This window comes from Streptomyces sp. NBC_00457, assembly GCF_036014015.1.
Lineage (GTDB): Bacteria > Actinomycetota > Actinomycetes > Streptomycetales > Streptomycetaceae > Streptomyces.
In genome coordinates this window covers 1430472-1457226 of record NZ_CP107905.1, presented here as the reverse complement: position 1 = coordinate 1457226, position 26755 = coordinate 1430472, and the positions used below count along the sequence as shown (strand labels likewise).

Below are 26755 nucleotides of genomic sequence, written 5' to 3'. Positions count from 1 at the left end.
GCGAACGGCATCGACCGTAGTGACGGCTGCGCTGGCATGCCTGGTGATGGCTGCCGCCATGACCGGCTGTTCAGACGGCACGGCTGCGGAGGAGCTGTCCGCGGGGCAGATGCTCGACGACGCGAACGACACGATGAATGCGCTCAAGTCGGTGACGGTAGAGGCGGTCACCATCAAAGCCGCCGGTGATCGCTATTCCAGCCGTGTGACGACCGACCTGAAGGGCAGGTGCACGTCCAAGACGACCTGGCCCAATGGGGCTGCCCTGGAACAGATCCGAATCAGCGAGACGGACTACGTCCGGCCGAATCGCACGTACATCGACAAGTGGTCGGGCCGGGCCACGGCCGGTGCGAAGAAGCAGGACGTCTGGATCAAGGCGCCCACCAGCAAGGCGGAGCCAGGCGACGGGCTCGTTGCCTGCCCCCGGGAGTTCGCCTCGTTCGGCACAGCGAAGAAAGGCGAGCTGACCAAGGTCGACGGCAGGCCGGCGATCGAGCTGGTGGTGACGGACAAGGCGGAAAAAAGCGGCACTTACGCCTTCTATGTCGCCACCGAGGGCGAGCCGTGCATTCTCAAGACCGTCTACAAGGGCGCCGACCTCGACACCACCACCACGTTCAGCGCCTTCGACAAGCCCTTGGACGTGCGGCCCCCGGCAAAGGTCATCGGTTGAATGAGTCATCCATGAATTGGTTGACTTTTGGCTGAGCGATCCAGAGGATTCCAGGGGTGACCCATACCGAGCGCACGCCCCTGAGTCCGGCTCTGCCCTCCGACCTGGACGAGGCGGTCCACCGCTGTCTCGTCGCGGGCTTCGACGGCACCACGTCCGTCCCCGACACGCTCAAGCGGCTGATCGACCGTGGCCTCGGCGGGGTCATCCTGTTCACCCGCAATGTGCGGGACGCGGCGCAGGTGCGCGAACTCACCGACACGCTACGGGCGTTGCGGCCCGATCTGCTGGTGGCCATCGACAACGAGGGCGGCGGCATCGGGCACCTGGTACGCGCCGGCGCACCGGAAGTGCCCGGCTCCTACGCCCTCGGCGTCGTCGACGACCCCGAGCTGACCGCCCGCTGCGCCGACGCCCTCGCCGGACACCTCGCCTCGCTGGGCATCACGGCCTCGTACGCCCCCGTCGCCGACCTGCAGCACCAGCCCCTCAACCCGATCGTGCGGACGCGTTCCTTCGGCACCGACCCCGATGTGGCCTCCCGCCACCTGAGCGCCTGGATAGCCGCCACCGAGGCGCGCGGGATCGCCTCGTGCGCCAAGCACTTCCCGGGGCATGGCGGCACGGTCACCGACAGCCACCACGAGACGGCCGTCGATCCGCGGCCGTACGACGCACTCGACCTCGCGCCCTTCCGGGCCGCCGTCGCCGCGGGCGTGCCGATGCTGATGAGCGCGCACGTCGTCTTTCCGGCGCTGGATCCCGACCGGCCCGCCACGCTCAGTTCGCGCATCCTCAGCGGGCTGCTCCGGGACGAACTCGGCTTCGAGGGCGTGCTGGTGAGCGACGCGCTGGAGATGAAGGCGATCGCCGACCGGTACGGCGAGGCCGCGGGGGCGAGGCTCGCACTCGATGCCGGGGCGGATCAAGTGATCGTGGCTGTACCGGACTTGGGGGTGACGCTGGCCTGCCGGGACGCGGTGATCGATGCGTTGCGCACCGGTGAGCTGCCGGAAGGGCGGGTGCGGGAGGCCGCGGGGCGGGTGCGGGGGCTGGCCCGGCGGTACGCGACTCCCGCCGCCGTGGTTTCCGCGTGGGACGCGGAGGCGGGGCTGGAGGCCGCGAGGCGGGCGGTGCGGGGGCAGAGCGAGCCGATGGGGTTGCGTGGAGCGTTCGTCGTCGATCTGTTTCCGCCGCCGCATCCGGCGCTCAACTGGGGCGGGGAGGACCTGTTGAGCGAGGTGCGGGAGGTCGACGGTACGGCTTCGGGGGTCGCGGTCACGGGGGAGCCGGCGGATGCCGGTGCGCTCGTGGAAGAGGTCTCGCGGTTGGCCGGTGAGTCGCCGTTGGTCGTCGCCACGTGTGATGCCGGGCTGCATCCCTGGCAGGAGCGGATGCGGGACGCGGTGGTGGGGCGGCGGTCGGACGTGGTGCGGGTGGACACCGGGCTGCCGGAGGGTGGTGCGTTGTGTTCGTTCGGGCGGGGGCGGGTCAATCTGCGGGCCGTGGCAGAGGTGCTGAGCGCATAGGTCATGGTCCGTCACTGCCGCATCCTCGGGTCGTGTGCGGGGTCGGCATACATGGCGGGGCAACCGTCGTCGACGGCTTCGGGGCGCAGTTCGTAGTGCCAGGGCTCGTTGCCGTAGATCTGGCACAGGCCGTACTCGGCGCCGTGTTCGGACAACCACGTCGTGGCGTTGTCCTGCCCTATGTCGATCGCGTCCCCCGACACATGAGGTGACGTGTCCGCTGTGGCCACCCATCGCGCGGCTTCTTCCTCCGACCCGTATTTCGCGACCGCCTCACGCAGAAGCTGACTCTGCAGCTCCGCGGAACGCCAGCCGCTGTTGACGTAGAACGTGACGCCGTCGCCGGAGGCATCCGTCGCCGCCTCGCGCACGGCCTCGAGCAACTCGGGGTTGAGCTTGGTCACGCCCGGATACCCGTCGTCGAACACGGTCACGCCGTCAGGGAGAGCGCCGTCAGCCTCGCCCAGTACACCCTTGGGGGCCGTACGCCTGTGGTCTCCCTCAGGGGTGTCGGTGGGTGATGCCGACGCGGAGGGTAAGGAAGCCCACGAGGAGGAGGGCGAGGAGGCCAGCGCCTGCCAGAAGAGGACGCCGACGACGGTCGCGCTGATGGCCACAAAGGCGGCGAGGACGGCCGAGCGGGTACGGCGGGCCGCTGCTTTTCCTGCTGATTGGCTGTATGTCATGCCCGCAGTCAAGGCAGCGCGGTGTTGCCGGCCCGTATGCGGTTTTCGATACGACGACGATATGTGCCGACTCGTAGCCTCGGAGTATGCGTGTGCTGATCGTCGAGGACGAGCCCTATCTGGCCGAGGCCATCCGCGATGGCCTGCGCCTGGAAGCGATCGCGGCGGACATCGCGGGTGACGGCGGCACCGCTCTGGAACTGCTCAGCGTCAACGCCTACGACATCGCCGTCCTCGACCGGGACATCCCCGGACCCAGCGGTGACGAGATCGCCAAGAGCATCGTCGACTCCGGCAGCGGCATGCCGATCCTCATGCTCACCGCCGCCGACCGGCTGGACGACAAGGCCACCGGGTTCGAGCTCGGCGCCGACGACTACCTCACAAAGCCGTTCGACCTGCGGGAACTCGTGCTCAGGCTCAGAGCGCTCGACCGCAGGCGGGCACACAGGAGGCCGCCGGTGCGGGAGATCGCGGGGCTGCGCCTTGATCCGTTCCGCCGGGAGGTCCACCGCGACGGCCGCTACGTCGCGCTGACCAGGAAGCAGTTCGCGGTGCTCGAAGTCCTGGTCGGCGCCGAAGGTGGTGTCGTCAGCGCCGAGGATCTGCTGGAGCGGGCGTGGGACGAGAACGCCGACCCGTTCACCAACGCCGTGCGGATCACCGTCTCGGCGCTGCGCAAGCGTCTGGGCGAGCCCTGGATCATCGCCACCGTGCCGGGCGTCGGCTACCGCATCGACACGGCACCCGGTGCCGGACGTGAGGGACGAGACCGTGGATAGGCAGCCCGGGCTGAGCGTTCGCGTCAAACTCACCCTCAGCTACGCCGGATTCCTCATGCTCGCCGGTGCCTTGCTGCTCGCCGCCATCGGCGTGTTTCTCCTGCGGGAGGGGTGGCTGCAAACCAACGAACAGGGGGCATGGAGACAGACTCCGGGCACCACCTTCGTGCGCGGTTTCGCCCCAGTGGCAGCCGCGGTGATGGTGTTCCTCCTGATATTCGGCCTTCTGGGAGGCTGGATCCTCGCCGGCCGCATGCTCGCTCCCCTGACGCGCATCACCGATGCCACCCGCATGGCCACGAACGGATCGCTCTCCCACCGGATCCGGCTGCCGGGCCGCAGAGACGAGTTCCGCGAACTCGCCGACGCCTTCGACACGATGCTCGCGCGGCTCGAAGCCCAGGTCGCGGAACAGCGGAGATTCGCCGCCAACGCCTCCCACGAGCTGCGCACCCCGCTGGCGATCTCGAAGACCCTGCTCGAGGTGGCCCGCACCGACCCGGACCATGACATCGGTGAGGTCATCGCCCGCCTCGACGCCGTCAACACCCGGGCGATCGACCTCACCGAGGCACTGCTCCTGCTCAGCCGCGCCGACCAGCGGTCCTTCACCCGCGAACCGGTCGACCTGTCCCTCCTCGCGGAAGAAGCCACCGAAACGCTCCTCCCTCTCGCGGAGAGGCACGGCGTCACCGTCGAGACCTCCGGCGACATCACCCCCACCGTCGGATCCCAGGCGCTTCTGCTGCAGCTGACCACGAACCTCGTGCACAACGCGATCGTCCACAACCTGCCCGGTAAGGGGACGGTGTGGGTGACGACCGGCGTCCGCCCCAGGACCGTGGTGCTCACCGTCGAGAACACCGGCGAGAAGCTCACCCCCCAGCTGGTCTCCACGCTCACCGAACCGTTCCAGCGCGGCACCGAGCGCGTTCACACGGACCACGCGGGCGTCGGCCTCGGCCTGGCCATCGTCAAGCGGATCGCCCAAGTGCACGACGGATCCCTCACCCTCACCCCGCGCTCCGAGGGCGGACTCCGTATCGCCGTTCACCTGCCCGCCCCACCACCCCGTACAGCTGACAACGAGGACACCTGATCAGTGAGTGAAACAGTGCAAGACATCGCGGATGCGCGGCAGCAGGACGAAGACAAGGGGCGTGCCGAGCCCCGGAACGTGATCCGCCACCTCTCCCGGCCGGAGCCGTGGAAGCGTGGCCCGGTGCTCGCGACGCTGGCACTGCTGCTCGGCCTGTTCATGCTGCTGCACGCACAGATCCCGAACGGGACCGGGGGCCTCGGCAGCCTGGTGGAGACGTTCCTGCCGTGGTTCGGCGTGTTCATCCCGGTGCTGCTGGCCGGCGCGCTGTGGCGCCGCTCCGCCGCCGCGGTCGTCGCGCTGCTGCTGCCGGTCACCGTGTGGCTGAACCTCTTCGGCGGGCTGCTCGGCGACAAGTCACACGCAGGCGGCGACCTCACCGTGGTCAGCCACAACGTCGGCGCCGACAACCCCGACCCGGCAGGCACCGCGCGCGACCTGGCCGCCTCCGACGCTGATGTGCTGGCCCTGGAGGAGATCACCGCACAGGCGAAACCGCTGTACGAGAAGGAACTGGCGAAGACGTACCCCCACCACACGGTGCTGGGCACGGTCGGGCTGTGGAGCAAGCTGCCGCTGTCGGACACCCGGCCGGTCGACATCGAGCAGGACGCCGGGCCGCTGGGGGACGCCAAGCCGGCCGAGGTCAAGCTGGCCTACAACCGGGCGCTGCGCACCACGGTGGCCACGGACCAGGGGCCGCTGGCGGTGTACGTGGCCCACCTGGGGTCCGTACGGGTGACTCCCCGGACGGGCTTCTGGACGGACAGCCGGGACAGAAACGCGCAGGCGCTCGCCGAGGTCCTCGCCGCCGAGCGCAACGAGCGGGTGGTACTGCTCGGCGACATCAACGGCACCGTGGACGACCGTGCGTTGGAGGACATCACCTCGCAGCTGGAATCGGTCCAGGAGTCGGCCGGGGACGGCTTCGGATTCAGCTGGCCGGCGTCCTTCCCGGTGGCGCGGATCGACCAGATCCTCGTCCGTGGGGTGGAGCCGCAGAGTTCGTGGCTGCTGCCGGCCACCGGCAGCGACCACCTGCCGGTGGCGGCCGGAATCAGCTGGTGAACCCCGCTGGAAAGGGTTGGGGCCGTACGGCCTCCTTGATTCCCCGCGCCCTCAAGTAGTCGCCGTCCTCCGCCCGTTCCGCCAGCACGACCGCCGGACGTACGCCCTCCCTGCGCATCCGCATCCACGCCTCGAAGTACGCGCCTCCCGGACCGGAAACTGAGCGTGTCGCCGGAGTGCACTTCAGCACCAGGGCCGTTTCGCGCGCCGGTGCCGAACGCGGGGCGGTACGGAGTTCGGCGACCGTGTCGGCGAGTGCCCGCGCGATCGGCTTCGCCCGGCCGGTCGCGTCGAACAGGCCGAGGGTGTATTCGAGTTCGGGGTAGTCGGCCAGGGCGCGGTCCACGTCGTGGGAGGACCACCAGGTCACGCCCCACATGCCCGTGCAGTCGGCCGCGTTCAGCAGGGTCGCGCGGGCGAAGTCCGGTGCGTCGGCGGCGGGGATGTGGGGCTCGGGGGCACCGGTCTCCTGGACCCAGACCGGCCTCGCGGGGTCGTCGGCGTATGCCTTGGCCAGCTCCGTGCCGTACTCGGCGAGGTGCAGGACCTGGGGGGAGCGGGGGCCGTAGCGGCGGGCGCAGTCGCCGGAGAAGACCCAGGGGTGGACGGTGGTGAGGTCGCCCTTGCGGGCGGAGGCCTCGGGGGTGAAGGGGTGGTCGTCGCCGTACCAGGCGGCGTCGTAGGCCGAGTGCGTGACCAGATGCTCCGCGGCGGGCAGGCCCTCCCTGGCGGCGGTCAGGAGCGTGTCGAGGTAGTGGTCCACCTCGGCGGCCGTCACCGGGTTGTGTTCGACCAGGTTGTTGAGCTCGTTGCCGAGTTGGAGGCCGAGGAGGTTGGGGCGGTCGGCGAGGGCCCGGCCCAGGGTGCGCAGGAGCCGCGCCTGGGCCTCGATGGCTTCGGGGTCGGTGAACACGTTGCGGTGATGCCAGCTGCGGGTCCACTCCGGATAGAAGTCGAAGCTGGACAGATGGCCCTGGACGCCGTCCACGAGGACGTCGAGCCCGGCCTCCGCCGCGAGGTCGACGAGATGCACCAGCTGGTCCACGGCGGTGGTGCGGATGAAGGTGCGGTTGGGCTGGAGCAGGGGCCAGAGGTGGAAGACGCGGATGTGGTCGAGGCCCAGCGCGGCTATCTGGGCGAGGTCCTCGCGGGCGTGCTCCGGGTCGAAGTCGTGCCAGGAGTGGAACCAGCCGCGGCGCGGCGTGTAGTTGACGCCGAAGCGGGGCGTGGATGCGCTCATGGGTCCTCCTCGGACGGCGTCGGCCCTTGTCTCCGGCGAATGTATCAACCACCATAGTCATCGATGAACAATAATTTGAACCAGGATCTCGTGGTCGGCCTGGACGCCGGCGGCACCCGGACCCGTGCCGTCCTGGCCTCCGCCCACGACGGCCTGCCGCAGGGCGAGGGCACCGGCGGACCGGGCAACGCCCTGACGGTCCCGGTGCCGGAACTCACCGACCACCTGGCCGAGGCCGTCGCCCAGGCCGTGCCGGAGCCGCTGCGTGCCCGAGTCGGGGCCGTCGCGGGCGGCTTCGCGGGCGCCTCGCGGACCGCCGCCGACGAGCCCGGGCGGCTCAGGGCGCAGTCCGCCCTCTCCGCCGCGCTGGTGCGGCTGGGCATCGCCGCCGTGTCGGTCGAGATCTACAGCGACATCGAGGCCGCGTTCGCCTCCGCGCCGGGCTTCCCCGCCGACGGCCTCGCCCTGGTCGCCGGCACCGGCGCGGTCGCCGCCCGGATCACCGGACGCCGCTGCACCGCGACCGCGGGCGGCGACGGCTGGCTGCTCGGCGACGACGGCAGCGGCTTCTGGATCGGCCGCAGCGCCGTCCGGGCCGCCCTGCGCATGGCCGACGGACGCGGCGGGCCGACCCTGCTGGCCGCCTCGGTCGGACGGGAGCTGGGCCTGCCGGCCGAGGTGCTGCCGTACGGCGATCAGGAGTGGACCCGCGAGCAGCGCGAGCTCTACCGCATGCATGTGCTGCCCGCCGTGATGGCCCGCCCACCGGTCCAGCTCGCCCGTTTCGCACCCCTCGTGGTCGAGGCCGCCGGCGACAAGGACGCCGTCGCGGAGGCGATCCTCCAGGAGGCGGCCGACCAACTGACCGACACTCTCTGCGCGTTGGACCCGTACGCGGGGGAGCGGATCGTCGTCACCGGAGGGCTGATCGACCCGCTGCTGGCCCCCCTCACCGACCGGCTGCCCGAGTTCACGATCGACCAGGTGGCCGACGGGTGTCCCGGCGCCGTCGCCCTCGCCCGGCCGGGGCTCGGACGGTGACGACGTACCGGGACCGGGCCGCCCCCGTCGACGCCCGCGTCCGCGATCTGCTCGCCCGGATGACCCTGCGGGAGAAGGTCGGTCAGCTCAACCAGCGCATGTACGGCTGGGACGCCTACCGCCGCACCCCCGACGGCGCCTTCGAACTCACCGACGCCCTGCGCGCCGAGACCGAGCGCTTCGCCGGACTCGGCGCCCTCTACGGGCTGCTGCGCGCCGACGCCTGGTCCGGCGTCGACCACACGAGTGGAGCCGGTGCGGCCGACAGCGCGGAACTCGCCGACCTGGTGCAACGTCACATCGTGGAGACCAGCCGCCTCGGCATCCCCGCCCTCTTCGTCGAGGAGGTGCCGCACGGCCACATGGCCCTGGACGGCACGGTCTTCCCGGTCAACCTCGCCGTCGGCGCCACCTGGGATCCCGCACTGTACGAGCGCGCCGCCGCCCACGCCGCCGCCGAACTGCGCTCCCGCGGCGGCCATGTCGCCCTCGTCTCCGCACTGGACATCGCCCGCGACCCACGCTGGGGCCGCACCGAGGAGTGCTACGGCGAGGACCCCTACCTCGCCGCCCGTCTCACCGAAGCACTCGTCCGCGGCATGCAGGGCCAAGGAGAACTCTTCGCCGCCGACAAGGCCCCCGTCGTCCTCAAGCACTTCGCCGGACAGGGCGCCACCGTCGGCGGACGCAACTCGGCCGAGTCCGAACTCGGACCGCGCGAACTCCACGAGATCCACCTCCCCGCCGCCCGCGCCGGAGTCCGTGCCGGAGCCGCCGCCGTCATGGCCGCGTACAACGAGGTCGACGGCCTGCCCTGCGCCGGAAACCGCGCCCTCCTCCACGAACTCCTGCGTGAGCAATGGGGTTTCGAGGGCCTGGTCATGGCGGACGGGCTGGCCGTGGACCGGCTGGCCCGGATCACCGGCGACAAGGTCTCCGCAGGGGCCCTCGCCCTCAACGCCGGGGTCGACCTGAGCCTGTGGGACGAGGCCTTCACGCACCTGGAGCAGGCGGTCGAACGGGGACTGGTGACCGTGGCGGCCCTGGACGCCGCCGTGGCGCGTGTCCTGCGCCTGAAGTTCCAGCTCGGCCTCTTTGAACACCCGTACGGATCAAGCCGGTTGGCGCCACCGGACGGTCGCGAGCTGAGCACCGCCCTCGCCCGCTCCGCCGTCACCCTCCTCCACAACGACGGCGGCGCACTGCCCATACGCGCCACGGCCTCCCGTATCGCCGTCCTGGGCCCGCACGCCGCCACCAGCGCCCACCAACTCGGCGACTACACCGCCCCGCAGCGCCCCGGCACGGGAACGAGCGTGCTCGACGGCCTGCGCCGACTCGCCCCGCCCGGCGTCGAACTCCGCCACACCCGCGGCTGCGCCCTGACCGGCGACGACCTGTCCGGCATCCCCGAAGCGGTCGCCGCCGCGGCGGCGTCCGACCTGGCCGTGCTGGTGCTGGGCGGCAGCAGCGCCCGCACGCCCGACACCGAGTTCGCCGCCAACGGCGCCGCCGTGACGGCCGTATCGGAGATGACCTGCGGCGAAGGCGTGGACCTCGCCGGACTTCGGCTCGGCGTCGCGCAACACGCGCTCCTGGACGCCGTCGTCGCGACCGGCACACCCACGGTGGTCGTCCTGATCCAGGGCCGCCCGCACGCCGTACCCGAGGCCGGACGTGCGGCGGCCCTGCTCACCGCCTGGTATCCGGGCCCGTGGGGCGGCGACGCGATCGCCGAGGTGCTGCTCGGGCTGGCCGAGCCGAGCGGCCGGCTCCCCGTCTCCGTCCCGCGCTCGGCGGCTCAACTCCCCGTCTACTACAACCACAAGGACACCGAGTACGGCGGCTACGTCGACGAAAGCGCCGAGCCGCTCTACTCCTTCGGGCACGGGCTGTCGTACACGACCTTCGAGTACGGCACGCCACGCCTGTCGGGGCGCACGGTGGAGGTCGATGTCACCAACACCGGGGACCGGTACGGGCGTACGGTCGTGCAGGTCTATCTGCGACGCCTGATCACGACCGCATGGCCGCGCACCCTCGAACTGTGTGCGTTCGAGGGTGCGGGCCTCGCGCCGGGCGAGCGCCGTACGGTCGCGCTGGACCTCGGTGCCGAACTGACCGGCCTGGTCGAGATCCGCGTCGCCGAGTCCTCGCGGGCCGCGCTGAAAGCCGTACCCCTACAGCTTCACGGCCCCTGACGACACGCCCTTGTAGAACCACCGTTGTGTGATGACGAACAGGACGAGCACCGGGATCACGGAGATCACCGATCCGGCCATGACCATCCGCTGGTCGTAGCCGAACGACGAACTCTGCAGCCGGGACAGACCCAGTGTCAGCGTCATGTTGCTCTCCGAGCGCAGCACGATCAGCGGCCAGAGGAAGTCGTCCCAGGCGCTGATGAAGGTGTTGATGATCACCACCATGATCGCGCCCCAGGCGGACGGCAGATACAGATGGCGGAAGCGCTGCCACTCGTTCGCGCCGTCGAGCATGGCCGAGTCCTCGATCTCGCGCGGCACCGCCAGGAACGCGGCGCGCATCAGCAGGACGTTGATCGCGCCGACGAAGCCGGGCAGCCACACGCCCGCCAGGCTGTCGACGAGCCCGAGGTCGCGGATGCTCAGGAACAGCGACACCATGATCGACTCGAAGGGGAACATCATCGAGGCGACCAGCACGACCCAGACCGACTTGCGGCCCTTCCAGCCGGGCTTGGAGAGCATGTAGCCGGCCGTGGTCGAGAAGACGAGCTGGCTGGTGACCGACAGGACGACCACGATCATGCTGTTGCGGATGTACGTGGCCACCGGCACCTGCTCGAAGATCGTCCGGTAGGCCCGCAGGGTCGGGTCGTGCGGCAGCAGGGTGGCGTTCGCGCCGAAGACGTCCTCGCCGGTGCTCTTCAGGGAAGCCAGGAGCTGCCAGAGGAGCGGTCCTACGGTGAGGCCGAGGACGAGGAACAACAGCAGGTAGCGGACGAGCAGTTCGCGGGGGCGGCCGTAGTCCCGCCAACGGGGCATCAGACGGCGGCGCTTGGCCTCAGCGGCGGCCGTGGTCATGCGTCGTCCTCCTTCGTCAGGCGCTGCGCCAGCAGGGTCAGCCCCAGCGTCAGCAGGAACAGGGCCACACTGACGGCCGAGCCGTAACCGGCGTTGCCGGTGATCGGGTCCAGGCCGACGTCCCGGATGTAGAAGGGCAGGGTGCGGTCGGCGCCGCCGGGGCCGCCGGTGGAGCTGCCCAGCATGTAGATCTCGGTGAACACCCTCAGGGAGCCGATGCCGGTGAGCGTGCCGACGAGCATCATGGCGTTCCGGACGCCCGGCATGGTGATGTGCCAGAAGCGGCGGATCGCGCCGGCGCCGTCCATGGCCGCCGCCTCGTGCAGTTCCTTGGGCACGTTCCCGAGGGCGGCCAGGTAGAAGACCATGTACCAGCCGAGCCCCTTCCACAGCGTCAGGCCCATCGCGGACAGCAGGATCAGCCACGGGTCGGACAGGAACGGGATGGCGTCCCTGATCAGATGGGCCTTCTCCAGCCAGGTGTTGACCAGCCCGTCATCGGCCAGCAGCCACTGCCAGCTCAGGCCCACGACCACGCTGGAGGCGAGGACGGGGGTGTAGAAGGCGGAGCGGAAGAAGCCGATGCCCGGCAGGTTCTTCTCCACCAGGACGGCCAGCATCAGCGGCAGCAGCACCATCAGCGGTACGACGATCAGCGCGTACAGGACGCTGTTGCGGGTCGCCAGCCAGAAGTCGGAGTCGTCCAGCATGCGCGTGTAGTTGTCCAGCCCGACGAAGCCGGAGGCGCCGCCGAGAGGCTTGGCGTCGGTGAACGACAGCAGCAGGGTGTTGAGGAACGGGAACACCCCGAAGATCACCGCGCAGCCGATCGCGGGAGCGGTCCACAGCCAGGGCAGCCACCAACGGCGGTACATCGCTGCCCCGTTGGCGTCGGCAGCCGGTCCCGGCAACAGGGCCCGGAGCCGGGAGGGCTTCCCGGCCGGTGCGGAGTCCGTGCGCTCCGCACCGGGCACGGACACCGGCTTCGTGATCTGAGCCGTCACCGTCAGCCTGCCTGCTTCAGCAGCTGGTTGGCCTTGTCCTGGGCGTCCTTGACGGCCTGTTCGGGGCTCTTCTTGCCCTGCATGGCCAGCTGCACCTGGGACACGATGGCGTTCTGCACGGCCGGGGAGAGATTGGTCTGGTTGGTGTCGGCCGTCTTGAGCTGGTCGGCGACGAGCTTGCGGGCCTGGGAGAACGGGTCGTCACCGGTGACGTTCTGGAAGAACGGATCGTCCAGCGAGGCCGTGGTGGTCGGGAAGATCACCACGCTCGGGTCCTTGCACCAGGCCGTCTGGTTCTCGGCGTTGGTCAGGAACTTCGCGAACGCCAGCGCCGTGGGCGCGTTCTTGCTGGTCGCGGCGACCGAGATGTACTGCGGGGCCCCGGCGGAGGCGCGGCCGAGCGCGTCGTAGGGCTGCTGGCCGACGGCCGTCTTGGCGTAGACCGACGGGCTGTTGTCCTTCACGAACCGCACGAAGCTCGGGTTCGTCGAACCGTAGGCCACCTTGCCCTGGCTGTAGAGCGTGGACGGGTCGTTGCTGGAGGACAGCGAGTCCTTCGGCATCGCCCCCTCCTTGTACAGCTTCGCCATCCACTCGACCCACTGGACGGTGCGCGGGTCGTCGGCGAGGACGGCGGACTTGCCGTCGGTGGAGAGGATCTTGATGCCCATCTGGTCGAAGTCGGCCGGGATGCGCCAGATCGGGTTGGCCATGGTCGCGTAGAACTTGCCGTCGGCCGCCTTGGCGACCTTCTCGTAGTCGGCGAACAGCCCGAACATCGTCGTCGGCGGCTTCGCCGGGTCGATGCCGGCCTTCTTCAGCAAGTCGGTGTTGTACGTCAGGAGGACACCGCCGGTGTACCAGGGCAGCGTGGTGTGGGTCGCCTTGCCGTTGGCGTCCTTGAAGGTGGCGGACTTCCAGAACGACGGGACGAAGGGCTTCGAGGCGTCAGGGTCCTTGGTGCCGACGTCGAGCAGGTAGCCGGCCTTGGTGAGGGCCGTCGCCGTCGGCGCGTTGACGTTGATGACGTCCGCCAGCGTGCAGGCCTGGGCGTCGGCGACCGTGCGGCCGGTGAACGTGTTGTCGCCGGGGTCGTCGATCCACTTGACCTTGGTGCCGGGGTTGGCCTTCTCGAACGCCTTGATGACGCCGTTGAAGAAGTCCCCGAAGTCCTTCTTCAGGTTGGTGGTCTGGAAGGTGATGTCGCCTTCGATCTCGCCGGAGAGCTTTCCCGACCCGACGTTTCCCTTGTCGACCTTGCAGCCGCCCGCCGTGGCGTCCCCTCCGTCGGAGCCGCCCGACAGGCCGCAGCCGGCGGCGGTCAGCATCAGGGCGACAAGCCCCGCAACGGATCCGGTCAGTCTTGTAGCGCGCATTGCTGCCTCCTGCGACCAGCCAGCTGCTGGTTCAATTAACCAACTTCGACTCCGATTGATGAAAATGTGGACCACAATTCATCGGAGGTCAATGGGTTGCCATGTTGCTTTTAGGTTCCGCCGGTGATCAGCTGGGCGGTCAGTGCCGGTGCTCGTGGTCCGGATGGGAGGGGTCGCCGGGGTGTTCATGGCCGACGGCGTACTCCACGCCGGCGCGGGCGCGGTCGAACCAGTCGAAGAAGGCGCGGTGCGCTGCGGCGCGGCGCAGCTCGCTCGCGATGCGGTCGCGGGCCTGCGTGTACGGCACGAAGTCCTGTGGTGCGGTCACGCCGAACGGGTCGATGCCGCGCCGTAGTGCCTCCGGGGTGAGGAAGCGGTCCCGGTTGCGCTGGTAGTAGTCCTGTACGGCGGTCTCCGGGACGTGTTGCTCGCCCTCCAGGTCGGCGAGGAGGGTGCGTGCGGCGGGGGAGTGGGCGAGGGTTGCCGCGACGATGCTTCCCAGGTCGGCTACGGCGGTTTCGGCGACGGTGAGTGTCGGCGACGGCGACAGCTGGTCCGGGGGTGTCAAACCCCGTTCCCTGCATGCCTGTTGGGCCAGTTCATCGGCGATGACCACTTGTGTTGCCCAGCGGCGTCGTTGTCTTTCGTGTGCGGGTTCGTTGTGGCTGGTCGCGCAGTTCCCCGCGCCCCTACGGGGCGCTGCCAAGAAGGCGTTCACACGTTCCCTTGGGATCGGCTCGCCGTGTATCAGCGCCGCGTGTTCCGTCATGGGCTCACCTCCAGTTCCACGGCGTGCGTGTAGGCGACGCAGCCGTGCCAGGCGAGTTTTGCCATCAGCCAGTACGAGCCCGGCGGCACCGCGCCGCCGTCCACCTCGATCACGCACTCCAGGTGTTCCCCGGCGGCCACCGTGAAGCCCTGGCAGGCGGGGGTGACTCCGGCCCAGGTTCCCCAGGAGGACACGGCCCACAGGGTTCCGTTGACGGTGCCGCGGGTGGTGTTGTGGACGGTGACCGGGACTCGGACGCGCTCACCGCGGGGTACGGCGATGCGCTCAACGCCAAGTGCTGGTAGGAGAGTTGGGCCTGGCGGGGTGCCTGGCACGTCGAGGGCCACGACATCCTCGTACACCTGCCCTCCGTACTGCAGCCGGGCAGCGAGCCAGTGCCGGCCCGCCTCGGGGTCGGGGGGCGGGGTCACCGTGATCTCGGTGAGGGTGAAGCCGCCGGGGCCCAGGGCGTAGGGGAGTTCGGCGGGGGTGGTGGACCAGCCGGGTGGTGCGTGCAGGGTCACGGTGCCCCATGTCGGGGCGTCGGTGAGCTCTGAGCCGATGCGGACGGTGGCCGTGACCGGGCCGGTGGCGGTGAGGGCGGTGGGGGAGAGGAAGACCGAGACCGGCATGTTGCCGCGAGGGGCGGGGCCGGAGTTGTGGAGCCAGTAGCGGGTGTGGATCGGCTGGGCGGGCTCGTGGGCGGCGACGGTGGGACCGTCGGACGTACGGGCGGCGGTGGCCCTGGCGAGGACCGTGGCGACCTCGAAGCCGGTGAGGCTCAGATCGAGACCGCCGTCGGCATTGGGTGCCAGGGGTTTGCCCGGCGTCTCGAGTACGTCCGCCCGCGTGCCCTCCGCCCAGTCCCGCGGACCCTGCACGTGCGCGTGCACCGGCCGTCCGTTGACCTCGTGCATCCGCACGACGACTCCGCGGCCCGGGTCCGCGGGTGCCGCGCTGCCGCGGGCGAGTGGGGAGCCGAGCGGCTTGAGGGCGTCGAGCAGTACCTCGCCCGCGGGTTCGAGGGAGAGCAGGGTCGCCGTCCTCGGTATCCCGGGTTCGTCGGAGGACTGCCGGATCCGTGCGGTGAGTGGGTGGTTGAACTCATGGCCGGCCCGGGGCAGTCCCAGCTCCCGCCAGTCGCCCTCGCCCGCGACGACGGCGTACTCGAACGTGTGGGACCAGCGCTGGAGTTGGAACCCCGAGCCGTCGGGGGTGGTGCGACGCGGCGGGTCGATCCAGATGCCGGAGGGCCAGCCGGTGCAGGAGCGCATCAGGGACATGTAGAGGTCGCCGGAGGCGGTGACCACACAGCCGGGCGTGCCGCGGTTGAGGACGGCGAAGCCGTGCCCGTCCCAGGCGTCGCCCGGCGGCAGCGCCTCGCCGCCGCCCGCCGCCGTGGCGTGTACGACGGCGTCGTCCAGGTCGGCGATCAGCGCGTCGACCGCCTTGGCGTCGTCCTCGGGGCGGGCGCCCGCCACCACGAGCAGCGGCAGCCGTTCGAGGTCGCGGAGGTCCGCTCCGGGCACCCATTCCTCGCGCAGCCCGGCACGCGGCGCCACCCACACGGCCGCCATCCCGCGCTCGGCCAGTTGTCGCCGCAGCTCGCGTCCGGCGGCGGGATCCCAGCCGAGGGCCTCGGCGACCAGGGAGTTGCGGTCGGGGCCGCCGACGGCGATCCGGATGTCGGGCAGGTTGGAGTCCACCTCCAGGTCCCCGTACCGGGGCCCGCCGGCGATCGTCGAGGTCGCGGTGACTCCCGCGCGTACCAGGGCCGCCGCGAGCGGGGTGCCGAGTTCCCCGGCCTCGTCCCAGTCCGCGTAGACGAGTTCGGCGACTCCGATCGAGCGGTGCCCGAGGAACCTGCCCGTGTCGTCGCTCAGCGCCACGCGGGCCGTGGAGCCCAGGGCGAACCAGGTGTTCGCCGGGTTGTCCAGCGTCCACGGGAACCGCTCGCTGTCCACCTCCACGAACCCGAACCCACGCCCGATCACGGCATCCGCCACCTCGTGCACCGGCAGCCCGCCCTGGACGTTCGACGGCCAGCGGACCCGGATGAGTCGGTCGGCGCCGTCGTACCCGTCGATGGTGGTGGACACGTCCAGCCGGTCGACGCCCCGCCACAGACACAGCCGCTGCGTGTACCGGAAGAGACCGAGGTCGGCGCTGACGGTGATCCGTGATCCGGCGGCGGACTGCTCGACAGTGATGTCCGCGCGTACGTCCCCGCTGCGGGCGGCGGTGGTGCCGGTGGGGGTGAGATGCCAGGGGCCTTCACCGAAGCGGGGGTGCCTCGGGTACTCCTCCTGGACGACGAGTTCGTTGCCGATGTCACCGGGGCGCAGCAACTCCCGCCCGCCCTCGGTCAGTACGCGCAGGCTGCTGACGGCGCCGCCGCGCGCGGGATCGACTGTCACCTCGTAGAACTCGTTGCGGATGGTGTTGCCCTCGCCGCTCGTCCACTCGGGCACGGTGCCCTCGGCGAGGGGGAGTGCCTTGAGGCCCATGCCGGGCAACTCCGGGACGACTACGTGCAGTTGGCCGTCCTCGCGCACGGCGGGCAGGGGGTGGCCGGTGTCGTCCAGCGGGACCTGTCCGGGGTCCGCGACCGTCAGGACGTCCCGCCGCTCCCAGGTCGCCGGGTTGAAGACGACCAGGTCCGCCGCCCCGTCGGCGGGCGTCACGGCGTCGGCGAGGGCCTGAGTCGCGTCGGCGTGCACCGTCTCGGCGAGGTCGCACAACTCCCGCCAGCCGGTGAGCAGATCGATGTAGACCTGGTCCGACTCCGAGCCGGTGATCGCGTCGTGATGGGCGCCGTAGATCAGCTGCCGCCACGCCTTGTCGAGCGCCGCGTCCGGATAGGGGTGCCCGGTGACGAGCGAGGCGAGTGTCGCCCAGGCCTCCGCGTCGGCGAGGAGCGTCTCGCCGTACCGCTGGGCCTGCTTGGTGTCGATGTAGGAGACGTCCTTGCCGGTGTAGACGGGGTTCATGTCCCGCGTCTGCGGCGAGGCCTTCCGCCCCTCGGCTTCCAGCTCGTCCCGTACGGCGGCGAAGAAGTCGCGGGGCACGGCGCTGATGAAGCGCGGCCAGACGTAACGGGCGTTCCAGTCCCGGTGGATGTCCATCACCCAGCGGCACGGCGGGGCGTAGTCGCCGCCGACCGGGAGCAGGACGTTGCGGGTGAGCGCGACCTTCTTGAGCCCCTGGAAGAGCTTGTGCGCGGCTGCTTCCGCCTCCGGCAGCGTGGGCGCGTTGTCGATCGCCCAGCCGGCGCCGTAGTGGTTGACCATGTACGCCGTGAGCAGTCCGCGCCCGGACGGGGCGATCCAGTTGAACTCAGACGGGAACTGCATCCGCCCCGGATCCCGGGGCTCCTCGCCGAACACCGAGAGGGTCGGTCCCCACTGATGGAACGGCCCGCGCGCCCACGAACTGGAGGAGATCCCGGCGTCCGCCATCAGCCCCGGGAACTGCGGATCGTGCCCGAAGGCGTCGAGCTGCCACGCCGTCTCGGGGGAGGCGCCGAGAATCCCGCGCTGGAAGCCGTCGCCGTAGACGGCGTTGCGGATGGTGGCCTCGGCGCCGGTGAGGTTGGTGTTGGGCTCGTTGTAGGTGCCGCCCATGATCTCGATCCGCCCGGTGCGCAGCAACTGCCGTAGGAACGCGCGCTCTTCGGGGAAGGCGTCCCAGTAGGGCTTGAGGTAGTCGACCTCGGCGAGCACGAAGGTGTACGCCGGATCGCGCCGCGCCAGATCGCAGTGGGCCCGGACGAGGCTCATCCCGGACTGGCCGCGCGAGTCGAAGGTGCGGGCCGGAAGACCGGTCCTCGCCGGGTCGTCGGCCACGTCCCAGGTCTCCGTGTAGGCGCCCTGGGTGTTCCACCAGACGGGGTCGTAGTGGAAGTGGCTGACCATGAACATGGTCCAGCCGGGCTCCGCCGCCGTGAATTCGGCGGTGTGCCGGGCCACTTGGTCCTCGTCGGTGGCGGTGACCGTGATCTCGCGGCGGTCGCCGGGCGCGAGGCCGTCGACGGACACGGGTATCTCGACGCGTACGGTGCCGTCCTCGCCGACGGCGGCGAGCGCCACGCCGCTCACCTCCGCACCCGCCACGGCGAGGCGGACCGGCCTGCCCGGGACGTGCTCGATCACGGCGATCACGACCTGGTGCGGCTGCTCGGCGGTACCGACGAACAGGTCGGTGGACTCGACAGAGAGGACGCGCATGGGGCTCCTACGAGTGCTCGGCGGGGAGCCCCATCCTGGCACCGAGGGGATGATTCAAACAACCATCCAGAGGTTTCCTCGGTGGTTCATCCATGCACGGCGGTCGCGCTGACCGGTCGGCTCAGCGAGTGCGCCGGGACTTCACCGCATGCCGCGGAGTGATGTGGTCGGTCAGCGCCAGGGAGGCGCTGGCCCGCTGGTAGGAGAGCTGGGCGACGCGGACGTACAGGCAGTCGATGAGGAGCAGGGAGGAGTGCCGACTGCCGATGCTCTCGGCGCGGAAGCTGGTCTCCGAGGAGGAGATGATGAGCCGGATGTCTGCGGCCTTGGCAAGCGGGGAACGGGCGTCGGACGTGATCGCCACGGTGGTGGCACCGCGCTCCTTGGCCATCTCGAACGGCTCGATGGTCTCCCGGGTCGCTCCGGAGTGCGAGATGCCGATGGCGACGTCCGCCGGGGTGAGCAGGGCGGCGGAAGTGGCCGCGCCATGCACCTCGGTCCAACCTCGCACCGCGCAGCCGATGCGGAACAGCCGGGTCTCGGTCTCCTGCGCCAGGGCCCCGCTGCCGCCGACTCCGTACACGTCGATACGGCGCGCACGGGCCGTGGCCTGGGCCGCGCGCTCGACGGCGTCGAGATCCATCCGGTCGATGGTCTGCTGGACCGCGCGCAGATCCGCGGTGCCGACGACCTGCACGACCCGTTCCAGGCTGTCGTCGGGGGCGATGTCGGGGCCGATCTCGGCGGTGCCCCAGTCCGAGACCTCGCCGCGGCCGCGCTCCTGGGCCAGTTCGATCAGCAGATGCTGATAGGAGTCGAGCCCGATGGCCCGGCAGAACCGGGTCACCGTCGCCTGGGAGGTGCCGGTCCGGCGGCCCAGCTCGGCGGCCGAGCAGTGGGTGACGGCGGCCGGATCCTCCAGGATCAGCTCGCCGACCTTCCGCAATGAGCCGGCCAGCCGGGGCAGCTCGGTGCGGATCAGTGTGGTGACGTCCGTGGCAGGCATACGACGAAGGTAACAGCCACCGTTCAGGTCACCGATTGAATTCCAGGACCCAACGGCAGGGTGCGCTTCCGCATTGCTCGCGACCCACGGCGTGTGATTTATTGATTCACCTGCGCTGTTGTGTGAGGTGGTTCAATCCACCAGTGGGGAGTATCCCGTGTCCGTCGAGTCCGTGAGCGCCCAGGGCTTCGCCCGCGAGGGCATGGCCGCCCTCCACCGCATCACCGAGTCCGCCGGCGGCGAGGTGACGCGCGCCGCCGAACTGATCGCCCAGTGCGTGCGCTCGGACGGCGTCATCCATGCCTTCGGCACCGGCCACTCCCAGGCCATGGTCCTCGAACTCGCGGGCCGCGCCGGGGGACTGGTCCCCACGAACCGCCTCAGCATCGCCGACCTCGTCCTCTACGGCGGTGATCCGCCCAGCGTCCTCGACGACCCGCTCCTGGAGCGCCAGGCGGGAGTCGCCCAGCGGATCTACGACCTCGCCGCCCCCCGACCGGAGGACCTCTTCGTCATCATCTCCAACTCCGGCGTCAACAACGTCATCGTCGAAATGGCCCTGCACGCCAAGGAAAAAGGTCACTGGCTCCTGGCCATCACCTCTCTCCCCCACACCCGGGCCGTCCCCGCCGCCCACCCGAGCGGCAAGAAGCTCGCCGACATCGCCGACGTGGTCCTCGACAACGCGGCCCCACGCGGCGACGCCCTCCTCGAACTCCCCGGCGGCGGCGCCATCTGCGCCCTGTCCACCCTCACCGGCGTGATGCTGATCCAGATGACAGTCGCCGAGGCGGCCTCCCTCCTCCTCGCGTCCGGCGACCGCCCCCCGGTATACGTCTCAGCGAACGTACCGGGCGGCTTCGAGGGCAACCTGGACCTGGAGAAGCGCTACGCGGGCCGCATCCGTCGCACCGCGAGCTAGTAGCGCCCCAAAGGGGCGCGGGGAACTGCGCGAACAGCCACGACGGCGCCGCAGACGAAGAACTACCTGCCCGACCGAGCGAGCACGCTGAGCGCATTCGCGACGACAACCGCTGTGATACCCGCCCACTCCATCCACCCCAGCCCCTCACCAAGGGCGACCCATCCGACCACCGCGGCGAGCACCGGATTGACGCTCATGAACAGCCCGAACGCCGCCGCCGGCACCCGTCGCAGCGCGAACAGGTCGGCCAGATACGGCACCGCCGAGGACAACACCCCCGCGGCCACAGCACACCCCGCGGCCATCAGGGTCGGCGGATGCTGAACCGCCACGACGACCCCGACCGGCAGGAACATCAGCGCGGACAGCCCGGCCGCGGCTGCCGAACCCTGCGCTCCCGGGACGCGCCGTCCGACGGTCCGGTTGAGCAGGATGTACGACGCCCAGCACAGCGCCGCGAGCAGCGCCAGCCCCATGCCGAGATAGTCGGCCGACGGCTGCGGCCGCATCAGGACGACGACCCCCGCCGCGGCGAGCAGCGCCCCGCACGCGTCCAGACGCCGCCGGGTGGCCGCCAGCGCGATGCTCAGCGGACCCAGAAACTCCAGCGTCACCGCCAGCCCGAGGCCGATGCGGTCGATGGCGCTGTACAGGGACAGGTTCATCGTCCCGAAGACCACGGCCAGCAGCAGCACCGGCCACCACTGCCCCCAGGTGAATGACCGCAGCCGCGGCCTGCCCACGGCCAACAGGACGGCCGCGGCGACGTACTGGCGCACCGCGACGACACCGACGGGACCGATCACGGGGAACGCGAGCGAGCCGATCGCGGCCCCGATCTGGTTGGACAGCCCGCTGCCCGCCATCGTGGCCACCCCGGCGAGCGGGAGTCGTTTCGGGTCCGGGAGCGGTCCGGCGGCGGACGGGGACGCGGCGGGGCGTGCGGGTGCTCCTTGCATGCTCCGATCGTGCGCCCGTTCCGTACTTGCGCAAAATGCATCCGGCTCGGGATCTATACGCTATACGCATGGATGTGGAACTGCGGCAGCTGCGCTGTCTCGTCGCGATCGTCGACGAGGGCACCTTCACCGACGCCGCCCTCGCCCTCGACGTCTCCCAGGCCGCCGTCTCCCGCACCCTGGCCTCGCTGGAAAACGCCCTGGGCGTACGGCTGTTGCGGCGGACCTCGCGCGAGGTGACCCCGACCGGAGCCGGGGTGCGGGTGGTGGCGCACGCCCGGCGTGTGCTCGCCGAGGTGGACGACCTGGTGCGCGAGGCCGCGTCCGGCCATGCCCAACTGCGGATCGGCTACGCCTGGTCCGCGCTCGGCCGGCACACCGTCGCCTTCCAGCGCCGCTGGGCCGTGCTGCGTCCGGAGACCGATCTGCACCTCGTGCGCGTCAACTCGGGCACGGCCGGACTCGCGGAGGGCGCCTGCGACCTGGCCCTCGTACGGCGGTCCGTGGACGACCGGCGGTTCGAGTCGGCCATCGTCGGTCTGGAGCGGCGGCTGTGCGCGGTGGCCGGTGACGATCCGCTGGCCCGGCGCCGCTCGGTCCGGCTGGCCGACCTCGCCGGGCGCACGCTCCTCGTCGACCGTCGCACCGGCACCACGACCGCGGACCTGTGGCCGCCGGACTCCCGCCCGGCCATCGAGGAGACGCACGACATCGACGACTGGCTCACCGTGATCTCCGCGGGCCGTGGCATCGGCATCACGGCCGAGTCCACCGCCAACCAGTATCCGCGGCCCGGCGTCGTGTACCGCCCGGTGCGGGACGCCGAGCCGATCGCCGTACGTCTGGCCTGGTGGCGGGACGACCCGCATCCCGCCGCGCAGGCCGTGATGGAACTGGTCACCGAGCTGTACCGCGAGGGCTGAGGCGCCGACCGGTACGGCAATACGCCGGACAAAATTGTTGACAATTCTGTTTGGCTAGATTTACGTTCGACAGGCACTCACTCAGGGAGGGCACACGATGCCGAAACAAGCCCGTCCGAGCACCGGAGAGCAGGCCAAGCAGCACGCGCTCGCGCAGCTGCGGCAGGCGATCCTGCACGGCGAGATGGCACCGGCACAGCGACTGGTGGAGAACGAACTCGCCGAGCAGTTCGATGTGACACGGGCGAGCATCCGTGCGGCACTCATCGATCTGGAGGCCCAGGGCCTCGTGGAGCGGATCCGCAACCGCGGCTCGCGGGTGCGGGTGGTGACCGTGGAGGAAGCGGTCGCCATCACCGAGTGCCGGATGGTGCTCGAGGGGCTCTGCGCGGCGAAGGCGGCCGTCGCGGCCAGCGACGATCAGCTGACGGAACTGACGGACCTCGGCACGGCGATGAGCAAGGCCGTGGCCGACGGCGAGCCGATGACGTACTCCGAACTGAATCAGGAACTGCACGCCAGGATCCGGGAGTTCTCCGGCCAGCGCACGGCCGTGGAACTGCTGGAGCGGCTGAACGCCCAACTGGTGCGCCACCGCTTCCAGTTGGCGCTGCGGCCCGGTCGTCCGCAGCACTCCCTGAACGAGCATCTGGCGATGATCGAGGCGATCAGGTCCAGGGACCCCCAGGCGGCCGAAGCGGCCGTCCGCGCCCACCTCACCAGCGTGATCGAAGCGTTGCAGGACTGACTCACGCGGGGCGGGCGCCCCTCTGTCCACCAAGGAGATTTCCGCAATGACGCATGCCGAAGCGCCCGCCACCACCACCCCACCACCACGGTCGACCCTCGTCGTCACCGCACACGCCGGGGACTTCGTGTGGCGGACCGGTGGAGCCATCGCCCTGGCCACCTCACGGGGGGAGAAGGTCACCATCGCCTGCCTGACCTTCGGCGAGCGCGGCGAGTCCGCCAAGGCATGGCGCGAGGGCAAGCAGCTGGAGGAGATCAAGGCGATACGCCGGGACGAGGCCGAGCACGCTGCCGAAACCCTCGGCGCCGAGGTCCGCTTCTTCGACGCCGGCGACTATCCGCTGGTCCCCACAGCGGAGTTGACCGACCGACTCGTCGAGGTCTACCGCGAGACGCAGCCCGATGTCGTCCTCACTCACCCGACGGAGGACCCGTACAACGGCGACCACCCGGCCGCCCACCGCATGGCCCTGGAAGCCCGGATCCTCGCCCAGGCCATCGGCTACCCCGGCGAGGGCGACATCATCGGCGCCCCGCCGGTCTTCTACTTCGAGCCGCACCAGCCCGAGATGAGCGGCTTCAAGCCCGAGGTCCTGCTAGACATCACCGAGGTGTGGGACACCAAGCGCAAGGCGATGGAGTGCCTCGGGGCCCAGCAGCACCTGTGGGACTACTACACCGACCTCGCCGTGCGCCGCGGCGTCCAGCTCAAGCGCAACGCTGGACCCAACCTGGGCCTCGCCCACAAGACCATGGCCGAGGCGTTCATGCGTCCCTACCCGCAGATCGCGAAGGAGCTGGCATGAGCGGCGTGATCGTCACCGACCCGCCGAAGGCCGACGCCAAGGACGTCGAGGCGCTCGCCGGATTCGGCGTGGCCACCGTGAGCGAGGCGCTGGGACGCACCGGTCTGCTCGGCCCCGGCATCCGCCCCATCCAGCAGGGTGTGCGCGTCGCCGGAACGGCCGTCACCGTGCTCAGCTGGCCCGGCGACAACCTCATGATCCACGCGGCCGTCGATCAGTGCGGCGAGGGCGACATCCTCGTCGTCACCACCACCTCCCCGTCCACCGACGGCATGTTCGGCGAACTGTTCGCCACCGCGCTGCAACGGCGGGGCGTCCGCGGCCTGGTCAGCAACGCCGGTGTCCGCGACACCCAGGAGCTGCGTGAGATGAACTTCCCGGCCTGGTCCCGGGCGGTCTCCGCGCAGGGCACGGTCAAGGCCACCGGCGGCTCGGTCAACGTCCCGGTCGCGATCGACGGCCAGGTGATCCGCCCCGGCGATGTGATGCTCGCCGACGACGACGGCGTGGTGGTCGTCCCGCGCGAGCGTGCCCGCGCCACCGTCGAGGCGTCCGAGGCCCGCGAGGCCAAGGAGGCAAAGGCCCGCGCCGCCTTCCTCGACGGTCAACTGGGCCTGGACCGCTACGGGTTGCGGGACACGTTGCGGCGGCTCGGCGTCGAGTACCGGACGTACGAGGAATACACGGGGGAGCGGTCGTGAGCCGCGGGCCCGAGGAGGTGCCCTGCATGCTGATGCGCGGCGGCACCTCCAAAGGCGCCTACTTCCTCGCCGACGACCTGCCCGCCGATCCCGGGGACCGCGACGACCTGCTGCTGCGGGTCATGGGCAGCCCCGACCCGCGCCAGATCGACGGCCTGGGCGGCGCGCACCCGCTCACCAGCAAGGTGGCCGTCGTCTCCCGCTCGGCCGGCCCCGAGGCGGACGTCGACTTCCTGTTCCTCCAAGTCGCCGTCGACCGCCCCGAAGTGACGGACCGGCAGAACTGCGGCAACATCCTCGCCGGGGTCGGTCCCTTCGCCGTGGAACGCGGCCTGGTCCACGCGGACGACGCCGAGACGACCGTACGCATCCGGATGCTCAACACCGGAGAGCTGGCCGTCGCGACCTTCCCCACCCCTGGTGGCCGGGTCGACTACACCGGCTCCGCGGAGATCTCCGGGGTGCCGGGCACGGCGGCTGCCGTCGTGATCGAGTTCCCGCCGGGCGCCGGCCCGCTGCTGCCCACCGGTCACGTCCGCGACACCGTCGCCGGCACCGAGGTCACCTGCGTGGACAACGGGATGCCGACCGTGCTGATCCCCGCCTCCGCCCTGGGAGTCACCGGCTACGAGGCGCCCAAGGACCTGGAGGAGAACGTCACCCTCGCCGGCAGGCTGCGTGAAATCCGGCTGGAGGCAGGGAAGTTGATGGGCCTCGGCGATGTGGACGGCGCCACCGTGCCCAAGCTCAGCCTGCTCGCGCCGCCCCGGGACGGCGGTGCGGTGACGACCCGCACCTTCATCCCCTTCCGCTGCCACACCTCCATCGGTGTCCTGGGCGCCGCGAGCGTGGCGGCGGGGCTGCTCGTGCCCGGCGGCGTGGGGGAGGGGATCGCGGAGCCACCCGGGCAGAGCGACCGCGTACGCATCGAGCACCCCACCGGATTCCTCGACATCGAAACCAGCGTGGAGCCCGGATCAGCGGAAACCGTTCCCGTGGTCCGCCGCACCGCCGTCGTGCGCACCGCACGGAAGATCTTCGACGGCACCGTCTTCCCCCGCGCCGCCGTACCACCCTTGGAGGCACACCATGACCCCGCCGCTCGGTGACATCGCCCATGTCGGCCACGCCCAGCTGTTCACCCCGGACCTGGACGCCAGCGTCGCCTTCTTCACCGACTACCTGGGGCTGACCGTCAACGGGCAGCAGGGAGACACCGTTTACCTGCGGACCTTCGACGACTACGAGCACCACAGCCTCGTCCTCACGGCCCGCGAACAGCCGGGCCTCGGCCGGCTCGCACTGCGCACCTCCAGCGAGGAGGCCCTTCAGCGGCGTGTCGGCGCGATCGAGGACGCCGGCGGCACCGGCACCTGGGTCGAGGACGAGCCCGGCCTCGGCAAGCTCTACCTCACGACCGACCCGGACGGCCACGAGCACGCGTTGTACTGGGAGAGCCAACACTACGAAGCCCCCGAGGAGTTGCGGCCCGCGCTGAAGAACCAGCCCCAGGCCAAGCCCAACCGGGGCGTGGGCGTACGCCGGCTCGACCACATCAACTTCCTCGCCGCCGACGTACTCGCCAACGCGGAGTTCCAGGAACAGCTCCTCGGCGCACGACCCACGGAGCAGATCCGGCTCGACACGGGGAAGATCGCAGCCCGTTGGCTGACCTTCACGAACAAGTCGTACGACGTCGTCTACACCTCGGACTGGACCGGCTCCACCGGCCGACTGCACCACATCGCCTTCGCGACGGACACCCGCGAGGAGATCCTGCGCGCCGCCGATCTCGCCATCGACAGCGGGGTGTTCATCGAGACAGGCCCGCACAAGCACGCCATCCAGCAGACGTTCTTCCTCTACGTCTACGAGCCGGGTGGCAACCGCATCGAGCTGTGCAACCCGCTCACGCGGCTGGTCCTGGCTCCCGACTGGCCGCTGATCACCTGGACCGAGGAGGAGCGGAAGAAGGGCCAGGCCTGGGGTCTGAAGACCATCGAGTCGTTCCATACGCACGGGACGCCGCCGGTCGGTTGAGCGGGGACACAGCCGGCCCACAGAAGGTCACAGGAGCCCGGCGAACTGTCGATGAGATTGTTGACAAAAACGTTGACTGTTTGC

Annotated in this window: 22 protein-coding genes and 1 pseudogene; 14 read left to right on the top strand and 9 right to left on the bottom strand. The window is 70.5% G+C overall.

Translation table 11 applies throughout. From position 1 onward, the window contains the following. The first annotated feature begins 19 nt into the window (after positions 1–19). Together OG828_RS06665 and OG828_RS06660 are read left to right on the top strand one after the other, a co-directional pair. Positions 20–676, top strand: coding sequence for a hypothetical protein (locus OG828_RS06665; protein ID WP_328500438.1), 657 nt, complete (start codon positions 20–22; stop codon positions 674–676). Between the two features lie 56 nt (positions 677–732). Continuing rightward, positions 733–2205, top strand: coding sequence for a glycoside hydrolase family 3 N-terminal domain-containing protein (locus tag OG828_RS06660; protein ID WP_328500437.1), 1473 nt, complete (start codon positions 733–735; stop codon positions 2203–2205). A gap of 11 nt (positions 2206–2216) precedes the next feature. On the opposite strand, the gene OG828_RS06655 is transcribed toward OG828_RS06660, so the two are convergent. Further along, the gene (locus OG828_RS06655) at positions 2217–2891 is read right to left on the bottom strand and encodes a M15 family metallopeptidase (RefSeq protein WP_328500436.1); all 675 of its coding nucleotides are present in this window, start codon (positions 2889–2891) and stop codon (positions 2217–2219) included. An 86-nt stretch (positions 2892–2977) separates the two neighbouring features. Here OG828_RS06655 and OG828_RS06650 point away from each other — a divergent pair, with 86 nt between their 5' ends. The 3 genes from OG828_RS06650 to OG828_RS06640 all read left to right on the top strand — a co-directional run bounded on the left by OG828_RS06650 (position 2978) and on the right by OG828_RS06640 (position 5840). Beyond that, positions 2978–3673, top strand: a complete 696-nt coding sequence (locus OG828_RS06650) for a response regulator transcription factor (protein ID WP_210569184.1) — start codon at positions 2978–2980, stop codon at positions 3671–3673. Next, positions 3666–4772: a sensor histidine kinase gene (locus tag OG828_RS06645; protein ID WP_328500435.1), complete on the top strand. Its 1107-nt coding sequence runs from the start codon at positions 3666–3668 to the stop codon at positions 4770–4772. Before OG828_RS06650 ends, OG828_RS06645 begins: the two co-directional genes overlap by 8 nt. A gap of 159 nt (positions 4773–4931) precedes the next feature. Continuing rightward, positions 4932–5840 carry an endonuclease/exonuclease/phosphatase family protein gene (locus tag OG828_RS06640; RefSeq protein WP_443062494.1) on the top strand — a complete coding sequence of 303 codons (909 nt, stop codon included), beginning with the start codon at positions 4932–4934 and terminating at the stop codon, positions 5838–5840. Here the strand turns inward: OG828_RS06640 and OG828_RS06635 are convergent. Next, positions 5830–7080, bottom strand: coding sequence for a glycoside hydrolase 5 family protein (locus OG828_RS06635; protein WP_328500433.1), 1251 nt, complete (start codon positions 7078–7080; stop codon positions 5830–5832). The genes OG828_RS06640 and OG828_RS06635 overlap by 11 nt on opposite strands. 63 nt (positions 7081–7143) lie before the next feature. On the opposite strand from OG828_RS06635, the gene OG828_RS06630 reads away from it, so the two are divergent. Both OG828_RS06630 and OG828_RS06625 read left to right on the top strand, forming a co-directional pair. Next, positions 7144–8121: an N-acetylglucosamine kinase gene (locus tag OG828_RS06630; protein ID WP_328500432.1), complete on the top strand. Its 978-nt coding sequence runs from the start codon at positions 7144–7146 to the stop codon at positions 8119–8121. 59 nt (positions 8122–8180) lie between these two features. Beyond that, positions 8181–10338, top strand: a pseudogene (locus OG828_RS06625) (glycoside hydrolase family 3 N-terminal domain-containing protein). Here OG828_RS06625 and OG828_RS06620 read toward each other — a convergent pair. From OG828_RS06620 to OG828_RS06595, 6 genes are all read right to left on the bottom strand, one after another. Continuing rightward, on the bottom strand, positions 10302–11186 hold the full coding sequence (locus tag OG828_RS06620) for a carbohydrate ABC transporter permease (RefSeq protein WP_210569193.1): 885 nt from the start codon (positions 11184–11186) through the stop codon (positions 10302–10304). The pseudogene OG828_RS06625 and the gene OG828_RS06620 sit on opposite strands and share 37 nt — an antisense overlap. After that, the gene (locus tag OG828_RS06615) at positions 11183–12190 is read right to left on the bottom strand and encodes a carbohydrate ABC transporter permease (protein WP_328500430.1); all 1008 of its coding nucleotides are present in this window, start codon (positions 12188–12190) and stop codon (positions 11183–11185) included. The genes OG828_RS06620 and OG828_RS06615 overlap by 4 nt, the downstream gene beginning before the upstream one ends. 2 nt (positions 12191–12192) lie before the next feature. Next, entirely contained in the window at positions 12193–13566 is a 1374-nt protein-coding gene (locus tag OG828_RS06610; RefSeq protein WP_328500429.1) for an extracellular solute-binding protein, read from the bottom strand. A 139-nt stretch (positions 13567–13705) separates the two neighbouring features. After that, positions 13706–14134: a hypothetical protein gene (locus OG828_RS06605; protein ID WP_328500428.1), complete on the bottom strand. Its 429-nt coding sequence runs from the start codon at positions 14132–14134 to the stop codon at positions 13706–13708. Between the two features lie 197 nt (positions 14135–14331). Further along, entirely contained in the window at positions 14332–18561 is a 4230-nt protein-coding gene (locus OG828_RS06600; protein ID WP_328500427.1) for an NEW3 domain-containing protein, read from the bottom strand. Between the two features lie 121 nt (positions 18562–18682). Continuing rightward, positions 18683–19567, bottom strand: coding sequence for a MurR/RpiR family transcriptional regulator (locus OG828_RS06595; protein ID WP_328500426.1), 885 nt, complete (start codon positions 19565–19567; stop codon positions 18683–18685). 157 nt (positions 19568–19724) lie between these two features. Here OG828_RS06595 and OG828_RS06590 point away from each other — a divergent pair, with 157 nt between their 5' ends. Beyond that, positions 19725–20489 (top strand): SIS domain-containing protein, encoded by a 765-nt coding sequence (locus OG828_RS06590; RefSeq protein ID WP_328500425.1) that lies wholly within the window; start codon positions 19725–19727, stop codon positions 20487–20489. A gap of 62 nt (positions 20490–20551) precedes the next feature. Here OG828_RS06590 and OG828_RS06585 read toward each other — a convergent pair whose 3' ends face one another. Then, entirely contained in the window at positions 20552–21451 is a 900-nt protein-coding gene (locus OG828_RS06585; protein WP_328500424.1) for an EamA family transporter, read from the bottom strand. Positions 21452–21519: 68 nt separating this feature from the next. Here OG828_RS06585 and OG828_RS06580 point away from each other — a divergent pair, with 68 nt between their 5' ends. From OG828_RS06580 to OG828_RS06555, 6 genes are all read left to right on the top strand, one after another. Next, a complete protein-coding gene (locus OG828_RS06580) occupies positions 21520–22374 on the top strand; it encodes a LysR family transcriptional regulator (protein WP_328500423.1) in 855 nt (284 codons plus the stop codon). A 97-nt stretch (positions 22375–22471) separates the two neighbouring features. Next, positions 22472–23122, top strand: a complete 651-nt coding sequence (locus OG828_RS06575) for a GntR family transcriptional regulator (RefSeq protein WP_328500422.1) — start codon at positions 22472–22474, stop codon at positions 23120–23122. Between the two features lie 46 nt (positions 23123–23168). Continuing rightward, the gene (locus OG828_RS06570) at positions 23169–23930 is read left to right on the top strand and encodes a PIG-L deacetylase family protein (RefSeq protein WP_328500421.1); all 762 of its coding nucleotides are present in this window, start codon (positions 23169–23171) and stop codon (positions 23928–23930) included. Then, the gene (locus OG828_RS06565; RefSeq protein WP_328500420.1) at positions 23927–24631 is read left to right on the top strand and encodes a 4-carboxy-4-hydroxy-2-oxoadipate aldolase/oxaloacetate decarboxylase; all 705 of its coding nucleotides are present in this window, start codon (positions 23927–23929) and stop codon (positions 24629–24631) included. Before OG828_RS06570 ends, OG828_RS06565 begins: the two co-directional genes overlap by 4 nt. Positions 24632–24657: 26 nt before the next feature. Continuing rightward, complete coding sequence (locus OG828_RS06560) at positions 24658–25740, top strand: 4-oxalomesaconate tautomerase (protein WP_328504814.1); 1083 nt, start codon at positions 24658–24660, stop codon at positions 25738–25740. Next, positions 25721–26671, top strand: a complete 951-nt coding sequence (locus OG828_RS06555; protein ID WP_328500419.1) for a VOC family protein — start codon at positions 25721–25723, stop codon at positions 26669–26671. Before OG828_RS06560 ends, OG828_RS06555 begins: the two co-directional genes overlap by 20 nt. Positions 26672–26755: the final 84 nt, after the last annotated feature.